Source organism: Streptomyces sp. NRRL B-1347, assembly GCF_000720325.1.
Taxonomy (GTDB): Bacteria; Actinomycetota; Actinomycetes; order Streptomycetales; family Streptomycetaceae; genus Streptomyces.
In genome coordinates, this window is the sequence record NZ_JOJM01000013.1 from 116941 (window position 1) to 132465 (window position 15525).

General features: G+C 74.4%; 15 protein-coding genes and 1 pseudogene. 11 read left to right on the forward strand and 5 right to left on the reverse strand.

Features of this window, described 5'->3' with window-relative positions:
- The first annotated feature begins 22 nt into the window (after positions 1 to 22).
- The 8 genes from IG74_RS0114430 (at position 23) to IG74_RS52075 (ending at position 5844) form a co-directional block, all read left to right on the forward strand.
- The gene (locus IG74_RS0114430; protein WP_030675580.1) at positions 23 to 313 is read left to right on the forward strand and encodes a hypothetical protein; all 291 of its coding nucleotides are present in this window, start codon (positions 23 to 25) and stop codon (positions 311 to 313) included.
- Between the two features lie 65 nt (positions 314 to 378).
- Positions 379 to 720, forward strand: coding sequence for a hypothetical protein (locus IG74_RS0114435; RefSeq protein WP_037825390.1), 342 nt, complete (start codon positions 379 to 381; stop codon positions 718 to 720).
- Positions 721 to 750: 30 nt separating this feature from the next.
- Positions 751 to 1242 (forward strand): hypothetical protein, encoded by a 492-nt coding sequence (locus tag IG74_RS0114440; protein WP_030675586.1) that lies wholly within the window; start codon positions 751 to 753, stop codon positions 1240 to 1242.
- 33 nt (positions 1243 to 1275) lie between these two features.
- Complete coding sequence (locus IG74_RS0114445) at positions 1276 to 2451, forward strand: hypothetical protein (protein ID WP_030675588.1); 1176 nt, start codon at positions 1276 to 1278, stop codon at positions 2449 to 2451.
- A 55-nt stretch (positions 2452 to 2506) separates the two neighbouring features.
- The gene (locus IG74_RS0114450; protein ID WP_030675592.1) at positions 2507 to 3454 is read left to right on the forward strand and encodes a phage distal tail protein; all 948 of its coding nucleotides are present in this window, start codon (positions 2507 to 2509) and stop codon (positions 3452 to 3454) included.
- A 73-nt stretch (positions 3455 to 3527) separates the two neighbouring features.
- Positions 3528 to 4562: a hypothetical protein gene (locus IG74_RS0114455; protein ID WP_030675596.1), complete on the forward strand. Its 1035-nt coding sequence runs from the start codon at positions 3528 to 3530 to the stop codon at positions 4560 to 4562.
- A 5-nt stretch (positions 4563 to 4567) separates the two neighbouring features.
- Positions 4568 to 5677 (forward strand): hypothetical protein, encoded by a 1110-nt coding sequence (locus IG74_RS0114460; RefSeq protein WP_037825391.1) that lies wholly within the window; start codon positions 4568 to 4570, stop codon positions 5675 to 5677.
- Entirely contained in the window at positions 5677 to 5844 is a 168-nt protein-coding gene (locus IG74_RS52075; protein WP_158857619.1) for a hypothetical protein, read from the forward strand. Before IG74_RS0114460 ends, IG74_RS52075 begins: the two co-directional genes overlap by 1 nt.
- Here IG74_RS52075 and IG74_RS0114470 read toward each other — a convergent pair.
- On the reverse strand, positions 5841 to 7232 hold the full coding sequence (locus IG74_RS0114470) for an NAD(P)/FAD-dependent oxidoreductase (RefSeq protein WP_051854892.1): 1392 nt from the start codon (positions 7230 to 7232) through the stop codon (positions 5841 to 5843). The two genes, IG74_RS52075 and IG74_RS0114470, sit on opposite strands and share 4 nt — an antisense overlap.
- 226 nt (positions 7233 to 7458) lie before the next feature.
- Here IG74_RS0114470 and IG74_RS0114475 point away from each other — a divergent pair, with 226 nt between their 5' ends.
- Both IG74_RS0114475 and IG74_RS0114480 read left to right on the forward strand, forming a co-directional pair.
- Positions 7459 to 7890, forward strand: a complete 432-nt coding sequence (locus IG74_RS0114475) for a PPOX class F420-dependent oxidoreductase (protein WP_030675603.1) — start codon at positions 7459 to 7461, stop codon at positions 7888 to 7890.
- Positions 7891 to 8052: 162 nt separating this feature from the next.
- A complete protein-coding gene (locus IG74_RS0114480) occupies positions 8053 to 10941 on the forward strand; it encodes an ATP-binding protein (RefSeq protein ID WP_030675605.1) in 2889 nt (962 codons plus the stop codon).
- A gap of 69 nt (positions 10942 to 11010) precedes the next feature.
- On the opposite strand, the pseudogene IG74_RS0114485 reads toward IG74_RS0114480, so the two are convergent.
- Positions 11011 to 11946, reverse strand: a pseudogene (locus tag IG74_RS0114485) (chitinase); the annotation flags it as partial.
- A 477-nt stretch (positions 11947 to 12423) separates the two neighbouring features.
- Between IG74_RS0114485 and IG74_RS0114490 the strand changes: the two are divergent.
- Entirely contained in the window at positions 12424 to 13020 is a 597-nt protein-coding gene (locus IG74_RS0114490; protein ID WP_030675610.1) for a hypothetical protein, read from the forward strand.
- Positions 13021 to 13131: 111 nt separating this feature from the next.
- Here IG74_RS0114490 and IG74_RS0114495 read toward each other — a convergent pair whose 3' ends face one another.
- Genes IG74_RS0114495 through IG74_RS0114505 form a run of 3 tightly spaced genes read right to left on the reverse strand, consistent with a single transcriptional unit; the run spans position 13132 to position 15474 of the window.
- A complete protein-coding gene (locus IG74_RS0114495) occupies positions 13132 to 13878 on the reverse strand; it encodes a methyltransferase domain-containing protein (RefSeq protein WP_030675612.1) in 747 nt (248 codons plus the stop codon).
- A 4-nt stretch (positions 13879 to 13882) separates the two neighbouring features.
- Positions 13883 to 14638, reverse strand: a complete 756-nt coding sequence (locus IG74_RS0114500; RefSeq protein ID WP_030675615.1) for an SDR family oxidoreductase — start codon at positions 14636 to 14638, stop codon at positions 13883 to 13885.
- Positions 14635 to 15474, reverse strand: coding sequence for a TauD/TfdA family dioxygenase (locus IG74_RS0114505; protein WP_030675619.1), 840 nt, complete (start codon positions 15472 to 15474; stop codon positions 14635 to 14637). Before IG74_RS0114505 ends, IG74_RS0114500 begins: the two co-directional genes overlap by 4 nt.
- Between the last annotated feature and the right edge of the window lie 51 nt (positions 15475 to 15525).

Below are 15525 nucleotides of genomic sequence, written 5' to 3' on the forward strand. Positions count from 1 at the left end.
CCATCGCAGACCGAGGAGCCGTATGTCCGCCTTCAACGTCAACGCCGCCCGCGCCCAGCGCCTCGAATCACTGGGCCTGAAGTGGGAGTTCGAGGTGGACGGCGAGACGTTCTCGCTGCCCACGGAGATCCCGCGCCGCGCCGCCCAGGCCCTCGCGTCCCTGGCCGACGACGACCTGGACGGCCTGCTCGCGCTGCTGCTCGGCGACGAGCAGTACAAGCGGCTCGGCGAACACGACCTGAGCGTGCAGGACGTGGCCGCCGTCCTCAACGCGTACGGGGAGGAGACCGGTCTGAGCGTGGGGGAAGGCTGAGCCTCGGCGCGCTCGTGGACGAGCACGCCGAGGCCCTCGAGGCGGACCTGCTGCGCCACTACGGCGTGGACCTGCTCGGCTGGTACCGCGGCGAGCTGTCGTCGCGGCGGCTCGCGGTGCTGGTACGGCACCTGCCGCAGGACAGCGCGTTCCGCCTGGCGCACGAGGGCGAGGCGGCCCGGTGGTCGCTGACCGACCACCTGCTCGCCGCCGTGGTCGACCATCTGGCCGTCGCCAACTGGATGTTCGCGTCCGTCAACCGGGACGAGGACGAGGCCCCGCCGGAGCCGCCGCAGCCGGTGCCGCGCCCGGGCGCGGACGGGGACGGGGACGGGCCCGACGGGCCCGACGGGACGTCCGCGGCCGACGCCCCCGGGCCCGCCGAGCTGGCCCGCTTCTTCGGCTGACCGCCCACCGACCGAGCCACGGAGAACCCCATGCCGAGCGTCGACGACCGCCTGAACAAGCTGGAGAAGGAACACCAGTCGTTCGTCTGGAAGCTGGAGCGCGGCCTTGCGAAGGTCGACGCGGTCGCCTCGGTCACCGAAGTCACCGCGATGAAGAAGGAGTTCGCGGCCGTGACCGGCAGCGTCAAGCTGGCCAGCTTCGACTTCAACCTCCTCGATCACCTGCGGAAGACCCTGCAGGAGCAGCGGGACCGCGCCGCGGGGCTGCGGCCCGAGGACCTCAAGGCGTCCCTCACGGACACCCGCAAGGCCGTCGGCCGCGCCTTCGACGCCGCCCACGCGGCGCGCCGCGACGCCAGGGAGGCGCTCCGCCGCCTGGACGCCCTGAGGCAGCGGGCCGCGACCGGCACCCCGCCGTCCCAACGGGCCACCCTGGCCAACACCGGGAGCTTCACCGAGGCGGCCGCCCAGATCAACCGGCTGGAGGCGCGCATCGACAGTCTCGTCCGGACCCTCGGCTGACGCGCCCGACGTCCCCTCTGGAGGCAGAGACCCATGTCCCTCGTCCAAGCACTCAACCGCTCCGCCTCCGGCTTCCGCGGTCTGCGGACCGGTGTGGGGCAGGCCGAGTCCGGGGTCGGCAGGCTGCGGGCGGCCGTCCAGCAGGCGGACCGGGCCGTCGGCAGGATCAAGGGCGGGCTCGACCGCACGGCCCAGTCGTTCCGCGGCGTCAAGACGCAGGCCGACGCCGCCGCCCGCAGCGCGCGCCAGGCCGACCGGGCCATGGACGGCGCGGGCAGGTCGGCCACGCGCGGCGGCGGTCTGATGGGACGGATGAAGACCGGCCTCCAAGGCGTCACCGGCGCGCAGCGCGGGCTGAACACGGCCATGAAGGCGAACGTCTTCGGGGCCATCATGGCGCTGCTGCTGCCGCTGATCACCAAGCTCATCGACATGGCGATGCAGTCCAAGACCGTGCAGCGGATCGTGCGGACGGCGTTTCGGATCATCGGCCAGGCGATCGGCACGACCATGCGTGTGGCCCGGCAGGTCGTGCAGACGACGTGGAACGCCATCAAGGTCGCCTTCCAGGTGGTCCTGAGGGTGATCTGGACCGTCGTGAAGACGTACTTCACCATCTACAAGACCATCATCACGACCGTGATCCGCGCGGTCCTCGCGGTGATCAGACCCGCCCTCGACTTCCTCCGGGAGCGCGTCCCGGCCGCGTTCCGCGCGGTGCGCGACGGCCTGCACCGGGCGTGGAACGGCCTCGCCGGGTTCACCAGGGGCGTCTTCACCAGTGTGCTCGGGGCCGTGAAGGGGCCCATCAACGCGGTGATCGGCCTGGTCAACAACGCGATCCGGGCGCTGAACCGGGTGAAGGTGTCCATCCCCGGCTGGGTGCCGGGCGTCGGCGGCAGGACCTTCGGCGTCAATCTGCCGACGATCCCCGCGCTCGCGCGGGGCGGCATCGTGCTGCCGCGCGCGGGCGGCACCCTCGCCGTGCTCGGCGAGGCGGGGCAGGCCGAGGCCGTGCTGCCGCTCAGCAGGCTGGACGCGCTGCTCGCCCGGCGCATGCGGCCGGGCGCGGGGCCACCGGGAGCGCCCGGCCCCGGGTCGCGCGGCACCGGCGGCCCGGTGGTCATCGAGAACTACTACGAGGCCCGCGGCGGCAGCGCCCGGCAGACCGCCGAGGAGCTGATGTTCCTGATGAAGGCCAGGGGATGACAGGAGTGGCAGGCGTCGTGGAGGTGGCGGGGATGACAGGGGACGGGGTGAGCGGATGAGTGCGGGAACGGCGTACGGCCGTGGCGCGACCGGCGGCACGGGCGCGGCCGGCGGCGACCCCGGGGCGCTGATCACCACGGACGGGCAGGTGCAGTGGGCGCGGCTCCTGCTCGGCCCCGGCACCGTCTTCTGGATCGCCGCCGAGGGGCTCACGGGCTGGGAGGAGCTGCCGGGCCTGGAGTCGTCCGACGCCAACCGCCCGGCCGCGCACGGCGGTTGGCCGGGCACGCAGTGGGCGCAGCCGCGCACGGTGACCGCGCAGGTGTGGCTGGCGCCCGACCCGGACGGCGGCCCCGAAGCGGCCCTCGCCGCGCTGCGGGCGCTGCGCTCCGCCACCGCCGTGCGCGACGAGGAGGAGTGGCTCGCGGTGCGGATCCACGGCGAGACGCTGGCCGTCAGGGCGCGCGTCGTGCAGCGCGTGGTGCCCACGGACCGGCAGTTCCTCACCAGCCGCCTCGCCAAGGCGACGCTCCAGTGGAAGGCCATGGACCCGCGGCGCTACGCGAGCGTGGCGCGCCGCGCCGCGGTCGGCCTGCCGCGCCGCGAGCCGGGTCTGACGTGGCCGCTGACCTGGCCCCTGAACTGGGGCACCCCGGGCGCCGTCGGCGAGGTCACGGTGGAGAACACGGGCAGCGCCCCCGCCCATCCGCTGATCGCCGTCACCGGTCCGTGCGCCGTCCCGCGCCTCGCCAACCACAGCGACGGCACCTGGCTGGAGTACGGGCTCACCCTGTCCCAGGGCGACGTCCTGGAGATCGACACGGCCGACGGGACGGTCCTCTTCAACGGGACCGCGTCCCGCCGCCACACCGCGACCGTGGGCAGCGTCCCCGAGGAGCTGTTCACCCTCGCCCCCGGCGCGACCCGGCTGTCCTTCCGGGCCGAGTCCGGTGACGCGGACCTGGCGTCGGCGACCGTCGCCTGGCGCTCGGCCGAGTGGTGAGGCCGAGCGGCGCGCCCGCCGCCAGGGCGCGGCACCGCGCACGACCCCCCGTCCGGCAACCTTGGAGTGCTCGATGACGATACGTTCCGCATGGCATCTGCCCACCGGGCAGACCCGGGAGGACACGCGGCTCGCCGCGAGCCTCGGCATGGCCTCGTCCGGGCCGCTGACCGCGCGCGGCGGCTGCGCCTTCGGCGGGCTCCAGCTGTCCGGCTCGGCGGCCACCAGCATGCAGGCCCGCCTGTCCCCCGGGCGCCTGTGGGTGCCCGGCACCTCCGCCGCCGCCCAGGGCGGCTACCCGGTCACCGTGGACGCCGACACGCTGCTCACCTTCGCCGACGGCCACGCCACGCTGCCGCGCGTCGACGCGCTCGTGGTGCGCGTGTACGACGCCGACTACGACGCGTCGGGCCGCTACGAGGTGGTCCTGGAGATCGTCCAGGGCACCCCGGCGGGCGCCCCGGTGCCGCCCGCGCTGCCCAGGAGCGCCGAGCTCCTGTACGAGGTGTCGGTACCGGCGGGCGCGTCGGCGGCGCGGGGCATCACCTGGTCCACCGCGGTCGCCGACCGGCGCCGCTACGCCGCCGCGCTCGGCGGCATCCTGCCCGCCGGGGGCGGCTTCGGCGCGCAGGGCACGTACGTCGGCCAGTACCGGGACGCGGGCGGCCGCCTGGAGCGCTGGGACGGCGGCCAGTGGCAGAAGTACATCCCCGACGCCATGCTCACGCGCAACTCGACGCCCGGGAACACCACGTCGCAGACGTACGCCGAGGCCCTGGCCGCCACCACGCCCCTCGTCGCCACCTTCGTCGCCCCGTCGTCGACGTGGGTGCACATCGCGGTCGGGGCCCGCGCGGGGAGCGACAACGGCGGCGGCGCGTACATCTCGGTGAACGTCCGGCCGAAAGCGGGCGGCGCCGACCTCAGCACGGCATCCGACGACCGGGCCGCCGTCTACACCGGCGCGGGCTCCGCCTCCGTGTACACCAACTTCGCGCTCGGCCGCCTCACGCCGGGCGTCGAGTACACGGCGACCGCCGCGCACCGCACGGGCAGCACCAAGGCGTACTTCGACAGCCGCTTCATCCGCGTCGACCCGGTGGCGTGACCGCCGTGGACAGCCCCTACCTCGCGTTCTTCGCGGACCTGCGCACCGACACGCCCATCGACGTCCTGCCGCTGCAGGGCCTGGAGTTCGACGACTACATCGGCAAGCCGGGCTCCCTGAGCGCCACCCTGCCGGTGCCCAACCGCCGGATGGCGCGCCGGATCCAGCAGGTCGTGGAGGGCCGCACCGCCGTCTACGTCGAACGCGGCGACCAGATCTGCTGGGGCGGCGTCGTCTGGACGCTCACCCCGGCCATGGACGAGCAGGGCCAGGTCGGCGTGGCACTGCAGGCCGCCACCTTCGACTCGTACGCGGCCCGCCGCCGCATCCGGCAGAACCTGGCCTTCACCGACACCGACGACCTCACGATCGTGCGCCGGCTGTGGGAGCACATCCAGGCGGCGCCCGGCGGCGACATCGGCGTGGGCTACGCGCCCGCCCCGCCCGGCACCCGGCGCACGGTGGCGTACCAGGACGGCGACGAGACCCCGGTGGACGACGCGATCTCCCAACTCGCCGCCATGGAGCCCGGGTTCGAGTACCTGGTGAGCGTCCACCGCGATCCGGCGACCGGGCGGCGGGCCCGGCGCCTGGTCCTCGGCTCCCCGCGCATCAGCGTCGGCGAGGGCACGACGGTCCTCGATCTGCCCGGCGACATCCTCACGTACTCCTTCCCCCGGGACGCCACCCGCGGCGGTACGACCGCACGCGCGCGCGGCGGCACCCCCGAGGGCGCGCCACGGCCCGTCCTGTCGGACGAGCACGTGGCCCAGGGCCTCATCGACGCCGGGTTCCCCCGCGTCGACACCACGTCCGACCACAGCAACGTCACCGACAAGGCGGCCCTGAACGCCCTCGCGCGCGCCGATCTCGCCGCGCTCGGCGGCCCGGTGGTGATCCCGGCCGTCCGGGTCCGCCTCGACGCGGACACCACGCCCTCGCTGCTCGGCACGACCGTGCGGCTGCGGATCCGCGACGTGTGGTTCGGCGAGGGCCTCGACGCGACCTACCGCGTCATCGGCGTCAAGGTCACCGCGCCCGAGCGGGGCCGAGCCGAGACCGCGGAGCTCTTCCTGGAAAGCCCGCTCGGCGCGACCGGTACGGAGGCCGACTGATGCCGAATCTCCCCGAGGACATCGTGGACCGCATCAAGAACCTGGAACGGCAGGTGCGACAGTTGACCGCCTACGTCAACACGCGGGCCGCCGCGCCCGCTCGGGCCCCGGCGGAGGCCGCCGGGGAGAGCGAGGCACGCCCCGAGACACCCGGGGCGGAGAGCTAGCCCGCCCCTCCCGCGCCCCTGCGGCGGGCGAGTGCCCGGCGCACCACCTTGGCCAGGACGGCCGGGCGGAACAGCAGGGACGGCGGTGCCGTCATGTTCAGGACGCGGACGAACCGGGCCCACACGCCCGGGTCGTGGACGGCGAGCGCGAAGACCTGCTGGTTGTACCAGTGGGCGAAGCGCGCGGACAGCGGCTGCCTGTCGGGGGCCCACATCAGGTCCGAGCTGCTGGCCATGGTCCACGGGACCTGGATGAGCCGGGCCGCGGCGCGCTGGTAGGTGCGGCTGAGGCCGTCGAGCCCCGCCCCCTTCGCCCGACGCTGCCGCAGCAGGCGGCCGAGCAGCTCCGCTTCGAGCGCGGCGACCGTGAGGCCCTGCCCGTACACCGGGTTGAACACGCAGACCGCGTCCCCGACGGCGATGAACCGCTCGGGCCAGCGGGGGTTCTTGTGGTGCAGGCGCCACTCGTTGCCGGGGTTGGTGTAGCGGTGGATCTCGCCCTCCCTGGTGCCGCACTTGATCTGCTCGGCGAGGCGCGGATTGCCCAGGGAGCGGGCGAAGTCGAGGTAGCCCTCGTCGTCGGTGGGCGGCACGTGCCCCTCGGCGCCGAACAGCGAGCACATCCAGCGGTGGTGCTCCACGGCGAGGACCACTCCGCCGCGCGGCACGCCCGGCGCGAAGGTCATCTGGTAGGCGACGTCGAAGTCCTGCCGGTCCTCGGGCGGGCGGGCGTAGCACGCGGAGGTGTAGGTGATCTTCGCCTTGACGACGGTCGTGCCGGAGGCCGGGAGGCGTGCGTCGGTGAGCCAGCGGTCGACGGACGTGGAGCGGCCGGAGGCGTCGACGACCAGGTCGGCGTCGACCGCCTCGGTGGGCCCTGCGGCGCCGCGGGGCCGGTGGAGGACCCGGTCGAGACGGCCCGGAGCGCTGCCCGTGACCGTCTCGCAGGCCGTCGCGGCGAGCAGCCGTACGGCGGGGAGTCGCGCCACGCGCTGCCGCAGGCGCCGCTCCAGCTCGTCGCGGGTGAAGGTCTGGATGGACACGCCGACCGGGTCGGGCGGCGCGTAGCCGGTGGGCAGCAGGAAGCTGATCCGCTCGCCGTAGTCGAAGACGGGCGCGCCCAGTTCGGCCAGCTCCGCGCGCAGGCCCGGGAACAGCTCCTCCAGGACGTCGCCGCCCTTGGCCAGGAGCGCGTGCGCGTGGTAGCCCTGCGGGACGCTCGGGTGCACGCCGCTGTCCGGCCCCACCGCGTCGCGCTCCAGGACGAGCACCTCCTCGAAGTGGTCGGCCAGGACCCGCGCGGTGACCAGACCGGCGTACCCGCCGCCGACGACCACGGCCCGGCCCCGGGGGGCGTCCGACGGCAGACTGCGCTTGCTCTCGACCATGGCGCGACCTGTTCCTCTCGGTGCGGCGGCTGCGCTGACACTCCATCCCGTCGCACCGGGGCGATCAAGACCGGCCGGGGAGCGCACGGAAGCACACGGCGCCACGCGCGCGGGGCCGCTCGCGCGCGCCGGGTCCCGGACGGTCCGTGATGCCGCGCCGCGCGGGTCACGGACCGCTCCCGGCGGGCCGGAATAGAGCACCCCCTCCCGCGCCTTGGCTTCAGACATGACTGACACGCCCTTCACCCCCCGTGCGCTGCTCGCGGAGAGCCGGCTCGGCGTCCTCGCCACGATCAAGGCGGACGGCCGCCCCCAGCTCTCCCCCGTCATGCCCTACTACGACCGCGACGCCGACGTCCTGTACGTCTCGATGACCGAGGGGCGGGCCAAGACGGCGAACCTGCGCCGGGACCCGCGCGCCGCCCTGGAGGTCACCAGCGCCGACGGTCGGTCCTGGGCCACCGCCGAGGGCACCGGGACCCTCACGGGCCCGGGCACCGACCCCCACGGGCCCGAGGTCGAGGCCTTGGTCCGCTATTACCGCGAGGCGGCTGGCGAGCACCCGGACTGGGACGAGTACCGGGCGGTGATGGTCGCCGACCGCAGGGTCCTCATGACGATGCCGGTCAGCCACGTGTACGGCGAGAGGCTCGGCTGACGCCGTCGTTTCGCCCCAGCGGCCCGCGGGCGCCCCAGGGGTCGCGCGGAGGCGAGCACGGTCTTGCTAGGCGCACGCCCGGCGGCATAGCTTCACGCTGTCGCCGTGGTGTCGCGCCCGCCCTCGTGTGCGCCACGGTCCCCCACAGGCCGGAGCCACCCCATGACCGCCTCCCTCCCGCGCACCCCGGAAGCGCCCGTTCTGGTCGGCAGGACGGCGGAGTTGCGCGCTCTCGCGGACGCGGTGGCGCGCCCGCCGTCGGTGGCCCTGGTCGAGGGGGAGGCCGGGATCGGCAAGACCCGGCTGATCCGCGAGGTCCTGCGGCGCCGCGGCGGGCGCGGTCGCCGCGTCCTGGTGGGCAGCTGCCGCCCGCTGCGCGAGCCCTTCCCCTACGGGCCGGTCTTCGACCTGCTGCGCCGCCTGCCGGACGGGCTTCCCGCCGCGCTCAGCCCGGTCTGCGGCGTGCTGCGCCCGTATCTGCCGGAGCTCGCCGGGCGGTTGCCGCCCGCCCCCGAGCCGCTGGGCGAGCCGCGGGCCCGGCGGCACCGGCTGTTCCACGCCGTGCGGGCGCTGCTCGACGCCCTCGGCCCGGCCGTGCTCGTCGTGGAGGACCTGCACTGGGCCGACGACGGCACCCGCGACCTGCTGCGGTTCCTGGTGGACGACCCGCCGGAAGCCCTCGCCGTCGTCCTCAGCTACCGCCGCGAGGAACTGCCGGGCGCCCGCCTTCCGTTGGGGCGGGCGTACCACCATCCGCCGGGCACCACCGCGGTGGTGATCCCGCTCCGCCCCCTGGACGTGCACGCCGTGCGCGCCATGTGCGCCGCGCTCACCGGAACGCCCGAGGCCTCCGCGGCCCTGGCCGCCGAGCTGCACCGGCGGACCGCGGGCATCCCGTTCGTGGTGGAGGAGGTCGTGCGCGCGCTGCCGGAGAACGTACGCCGCGCGCCGCGCGCGGACCGTGAGGCGCTGGACGGGATGACGGTGCCCACACCGCTCCAGGAGGCCATCGCCGACCGGATGAGCGTCCTCTCCCCCGGGGCCACCGCCGCCGTGCACGCCGCCTGCGTGCTGCGCGTCCCCGCGGGCGAGGCGCTGATCGCCAACGTCCTGCGCGGCACGGCAGGACGGCCCGCCGCGGCCGCGGACTCGGCGGGCGTACGGGAGGCGCTGCTCGCCGGTGTGCTGCACGAGTGGGGCGACGACCAGTACGCGCTCCGGCACGCCCTCGCCCAGCAGGCCGTCTACGCGAGCCTGCCGGGGCCCGACCGGCACCGCCTGCACCGGCAGGCGATGGGCGCCCTGGCGGCCCTCGACCCGCAGCCCCTGGTCCAGCTCGCCTACCACGCCCGCCGGGCCGGTGAGCTCGCGCGCTGGCAGCGGTACGGCGAGGCGGCGGCGGCATCGGCGCGCGAGACGGGCGACCTGGCCCTGGCCGTGGAGCTCCTGGAGGAGCTGCTCTCCGACGGCCGCCTGGGCCGGATGGCGTGCGGCCGCATCGCCGTCGACCTCAGCCGGGACGCGGTGGTCGGGCTCACCCACCGCAGGGCGACGGCGCTGCTGTGCCGCATCGTGCGCGACCAGCACCTGCCCGAGGGCCTGCGCGGCGAGATCCGGCTCCATCTGGGCCTGCTGCTCTACAACCAGGCCGGGCGGCACGAGGAGGGCCGGATCAACACCGAGTGGGCGATCAGGGAGCTGCGCCGCCGCCCCGCCCTCGCGGCCCGCGGCATGGCCGCCCTGGCGATGCCGGCCTGGGGCGACCACCCGTACCGCGTCTACGAGCGCTGGATCGAGCAGGCCGAGCAGCTGGCGGCCCGCGAGCCGGGCCCTTCGGTGTGCACCGCCGTGCGGGCCAACCACCTGGCGCTCGCCATGTACGCGGGCGACCCGGCGGTCTGGGAGCAGGCGGAGCGCCTCATCGACGCCGCGGGTCCCGGTGGCGACCGCCGCCAAGTGGCCCGCGCCTGCGGCAACTTCGCGGACGCCGCGACCTGTCTCGGCCACTTCCGCGCGGCCCATCGCTTCCGCAGACTGGGGCGGCGCCTGGCGGCCGAGTGCGGTGCCGCGTTCTTGTCGGGCATCGTGGAGGGCACCGCGCTGCGCCTCGACTGGTACGAGGGCCGCTGGCAGGGGCTCGCCGAACGGGCCCGGCACGTCCTGGACGTGATGCCGGGCGTCTCGGGCATCGCGGCCGACGCCCACCTCGTCCTCGGGCTCCTCGCCTCCGCTCGCGGCGAATGGGACGAGGCCGCCGCGGAGCTGGGGGCCGCGGGGCTCACCGCCCCGCACAACGCCCCGGCGCCGGTCCTCGCCACGGCTTCGGGCGCGCTGGCCCGGCTGCTGCAGGCCCGCGGCGACGCCGCCGAGGCCCGGATCGAGGCCGAGCGCGGCATCGCCAGGATCCGCCGCAAGGGCATCTGGTCCTGGGCGGGCGACCTGGTGCCGATGGCGGTGACCACCCTGGTGCGCGGCGGCCGCCTGCCGGACGCGGAGCGCGTCACCGCCGAGCTGGCCGAGGGCATCGCGGGCCGGGACGCGCCCCTGGCCGCCGCCGCGCTCGTGGCCTGTCACGGCATCCTGGCCGTCGGCCGCGGGCACCGCGAGGAGGCCGCCGCGGCCTTCGACACGGCCCGTACCGCGTACGCCGTCCTGCCGCTGCCCTATGCGGCCACGCGCGCGGGCGAGGCGGCCGCGCGCTGCCGTCTCACCGCGGGCGACCGGGGCGCGGCGGACCAACTGGCCGCGATGGCCGAGCGGTTCACCGACCTCGGCGCCACCCGCGACGCGGCCCGCTGCCGCCGGGTGCTGCGCGGCCACAACGTCCCGCTGCCGTCCCGGCGCGGGCGCCGCGGCTACGGCGACCAGCTCTCGCCCCGGGAGCGCGAGGTCGCCCGGCTCGTCGGGCTCGGGCACACCAACCGGGAGATCGCCGACGTGCTGTTCCTCTCGCCGCGCACCGTCGAGCAGCACGTCGCCAAGGTGCTGCGCAAACTCCGCGTCGGCTCACGGGCCGAGGTCCACGGGCAAGGGCGCGCGAGCGCGCCCTGACAGGGGTGGCGGCTCTCCCGGACCGGTCCGGGAGAGCCGCCACCCCTTGCGGGCGGGCCGGGTCTGCGGTCAGCCGGTGAAGCCCGCGGTGATGGAGGTGAACTGCCAGGAAGGACGGTCGCGGTTGACCGCCCAGAAGGAAAGCCGGCCGATGTGGTGGGCGTTGGACCAGTCGCGGATCTGGGTCCAGATCTGGGGCGTGGTGACCTCGCCCACGTCGCTGTTGCCGTTCATGCCCGAGATGCCGATGTGGGCGTAGGCCTCCGCGTCGGACCATCCGTACACGGACTTGAGCTTGGTCTTGAGGCCCTCGGTGGCCTTGACGGTGTTGCCGTACATGTCGGCGTGGCCGCCGAAGTTGAACGGCATGATCGTGAAGTTGTCGATGTCCGCCTGGAGGGCCTTGGACCGCTCGATGAGGCGGTTGCCCCAGGAGTTGGGCCCGGTGTTGAGCGTCGGGAAGGTGAGGATCGTGCGCAGCCCCGGGTTGTTCTGCTTGACGATCTTCAGGGCGCCGAGGATCCGGTCCTGGACGGCCGGGCTCTCGAATTCGTCGGTGTTCTCGATGTCGACGTCGACCGCCTTGAGCCGGTAGGCGTCGATGACCTTCTGGTACGCGCCCGCCAGGGCCTGCGGGGTGGCGCAGTTGGGGCCGAGCTTGTTGCCGCTCCAGCCGCCGATGGAGGGCACGATGTCCCCGCCGGCCGCGCGGATCGACTTGATGGTGGTCTCGTCCACGCCGCCGGTGAGGGGGCGCTGGCTGTCCCAGGCGGGGTTGCAGCCGTTGCGGGCGAGGATGAAGGCCATCGTGTACCACTTGACGCCGGTGGCCCGCATCACGTCGGTGGCGCTGGGCGGGTTGCCCCAGCCCAGGTAGAGGTAGGGCGCGGCCTGGACGAAGGCGGGCGCGCGCCCTTCGCTCCCGGTGGCCGCGGGGGCGTCGGCCGCCCGCGCGGGGGCGGCCAGGGCGGCGAGCGGGACGACCAGGCTGACGAGCGCCGTCGTGACCCGTCGTGGAAAGCGTCTGCGTGTGGGGGATCTCAAGGGGACTCCCTCGAGTGTCGGTTCCGGATGGGTGGTTCGGACGGCGCGTCCGGACACTGCCGCCCGTCGCTCACGAGCCGGTCGGCCGCGGCACCGCACCGGTTCGCTCGGAGGCTATTGGCATGTACCAATCGGGTCAAGAGGTCTGGACCACGCGGCGGGCTCGGATTTCTGCGTACCCCTACCTATCGTTACCCGGATTGTTCTCACCTGTACTTCCACGAACTCTGGGACTGCACAACGTCGTTGGCCCAGACCAAGTGGAGCGGCGGTCGGCGAGCCTTCGTCGACGCCCCCACGCACCCGCAACGTGCCACCCCCCACACACCCGCACCACGTGCCACCCCCCACCCGAAGACCGGCCCCGGGCAGAGAGACCCTCACACGCACAGAACGCCTCCCCCCACAACGCACGCCCCCCACAGCAGGAGGAGAACCATGCGCAGGAACCTGCTCCTGAGATCCGTCGTCGCGGTCGTGGTGACGGTGGCCATCGGGCTTCTCGGCTCCGGGGCCCAGGCCGCGCCCTCCCCCCAAGGGCGGCCCGCCGCGGCGACGGACGGAGCGGCGCAGGGCCACGGCATCACGGCCGACGAGCTGACGGCGCTCGCGGCGGCGGGCCCGGGGTCCTTCCAGCCTCCCCCGGGCGGCTGGCCGGTCCCCTCCGACCGCAGCTACCGCCTCACGGCCTCCTGTCAGCAGTACGCCGCGACCATCAGGCAGGGCGCCGCCGCCTGGGCGAACCTGGACGAGACCACCAACCGCGACACCCCGGTGGAGTGCCGCAACAGCTACATCACCGACTGCGGCGGAGGCGGCAGGATCGTCGGCTGCAACTGGGGGCGCGGACAGCGCATCGCGCTCTTCATGGGCGGCGTCCGGGACCAGACGCTGCTGGCCGCGCACGAGTTCGGCCACGACTGGTACGGCCACTCCGGCTACCAGTGCGCGGGCTGGAGCAGCGCGCAGCACGTGATGGCACCGTCGATGTGCGGCTTCGGGCCCGGCGCGAAGAACCCGGTCCGCATCGACTGAGCACCCCCTCCCCGCGAGGGTGTGCGCGCACGATCCCTAGTGGTTCCTTCCCCTTGATCGGGCCGGTGGCGGCACCTCGCCACCGGCCCCTTCGACGTCACTGCACGGGCCCTAGGCGGACGGCACCCCCAAGTGCCGCCAGCGCACCGGGTAGTGGGCTCCGGAGCCGGGCCTCGCGGTGGGCAGCGGGCCGCGGGCCCTGACGTCGAGGACGAGCGCCTCGTCGCCGCCCGGCTGGAACGCGTAGTCGACCCGGTCGAGCCGGGACGGCACGCCCAGGGCGGCGAGTTCGGCGCGCAGCCGGTCCAGGGCCGCGTACCGGCGGTCGCTGGTGTGCAGGACCACCGGGAACAGCCGCACTTCGCGGCGCGCCACCCGCGCAAGGTCGATCAGCGCGCTCAGATGGAACTCCTCGCTCAGCTGCGCCCCGTAGGAGAACAGCAGGTGCGAGCTGAGCACGAGGTCGAAGGAGCGGTCCTCGAAGGGCAGGTGCGGAAGGGAGCCCGCCACGTAGCGGTCGGGGCGGGCCGCCAGGTCGGCGGCGAAGGCGCGTGCCGATGCGGCCCGCAGCCGGGTGTAGCGCTCGGGGCCGCCGAACCAGTCCCACACGAACCGCTCCGCGTTGTCGGCCACGTCCGCGTGCTTGTGCTCGATCTCGCGCAGCGCGAGCGTGCCGAGGAGGTCCCGGCCCTCGCCGTACTGCGGGTCGACGGCGACCGCGTCGGTGCCCCGCGCCCCGGCCTCGGCCACGAAGCTCGCGGCGCCGCCGGGGCAGTCCAGGACGCGCAGGCCGAGGTCGTCGTCGGTGAGCGCGAACATCGCCCGGTACTCGTCGAAGGAGCGGGCACTGACCAGCACCGCGTCACCCCCTGCCGATGTAGGGCATCGTCGTGGGCAGCACCGTCAGGGACTGCACGTTGGTGTCGAGGGGCATCGACGCCATCAGCACGAGCGCCTCGGTGAAGCGCTCCACCGGAATGGTCGCCTCGACGGCCATCGTGCCGTCGCCCTGCATGGAGGGCGGCTGCGGACTTCCGTCCACCGGCGTCACGTTGCCCACGTCGATCTGCCCGCAGGCGATGCGGTAGGGGCGGCCGTCCAGGGACAGGCCACGGGTGATGCCGAGCACGGCGTGCTTGGCCGTGGTGTAGGCGATGGCGTGGGGGCGCGGCGCGTAGGCGGACGGCGCGCCGTTGTTGATGATGCGGCCGCCCTGCGGCGACTGGTCGCGCATCACGCGGAACGCCTCCTGGGAGCAGAGGAACGTGCCGGTGACCGTGGTGGCCATGATCTGGTTCCAGTCGTCGACGGCCACTTCCCCGACCGGCTTGCGGGGCACCACCGCGCCCGCGTTGTTGAACAGCAGGTCCAGGCGGCCGAAGTGGTCGACGACCGTGCGGAACAGCGCCGTGACCTGCTCCGGGTCGCTGATGTCGGCGGGCACCGCGAGCACCCGGTCCGCTCCCGCGCCCGACAGGGCCGCGGTCTCCTCAAGGGTCTCCTTGCGCCGCCCGGCGAGCGCCAGCGACCAGCCCTGGTCGAGCAGGGCGAGCGCGGCGGCGCGGCCGAGGCCGCTGCCGCCGCCGGTGACGACACCGATCCTGCCGTGTCCGCTCATCGCTCGTTCATCCAAGCGCGCAGGATCCGGCGGGCCTGCGGGCCCGGGGCGTCCACGTACGGGGAACGGCCGTGCAGCACCCGGCTGTTGCGGATCATCAGCAGGTCGCCCGCGCCGAGCTGGAGGCCGAAGGCGATCTCCGGGCGGTACAGCACCTCGTCCAGGTAGTCGAGGGCCTCCAGGCGCCGGGCGTCGAGCTCCGCGGACGCCCGTACCGTGCGGGTCTGGTAGTAGCAGCCGATCGTCCCGTCGTCCTGGGTGAACAGGATCGGGGTGACGACGATCTGCTGGCCCGCGCGGCCGCTGCGGTCGAACCGCCACTCCTGCTGCAACAAGGCGAGCACGTCGGGGCGTTCGCGCTCGATGATGTCGTACACATGCCGGGCGCTGGCCAGCTTGGTGGTGCCGCCGCCGTCCGCCGCGGGCTGGAGACAGAGCAGGACGAGCAGGTCGCAGGTGTCGCAGTGGAAGCCGAGCTCGGTGGCGCCGTCGCCGTCGCGGTCGCGCAGGACGGTCCACAGGTCGCCCTGCGCGTTCTGCGGGATGGCCCCGCCGATCTCGTCGAGTACGCGGGACAGACCGGTGATGAGGTCGTCGTCGGACGCGTCCGGCGAGATGACGTTGCGCACGTTCACGAAGCCCACGGCGTCCAGGCTGTTGGCGATGAACGAGCGCACGTGGGTGTACGTCTCCTCGCCCGCGCCCCAGCGCCCGGTGAGGGAGTCGGGCCACAGCAGCCGCCGGTCGTCGTCGGAGACCGACAGCGACCACACGTCGCGTGCGGACTCCAGGTAGTCGCTGGTCCAGCCGATGTCGTCGATGGTGGTTCCGGTCATGGCGTCCTCAGTCCTCTCGAAGGGCGTACGGGCAGGGGCTTGCGCGGTGCG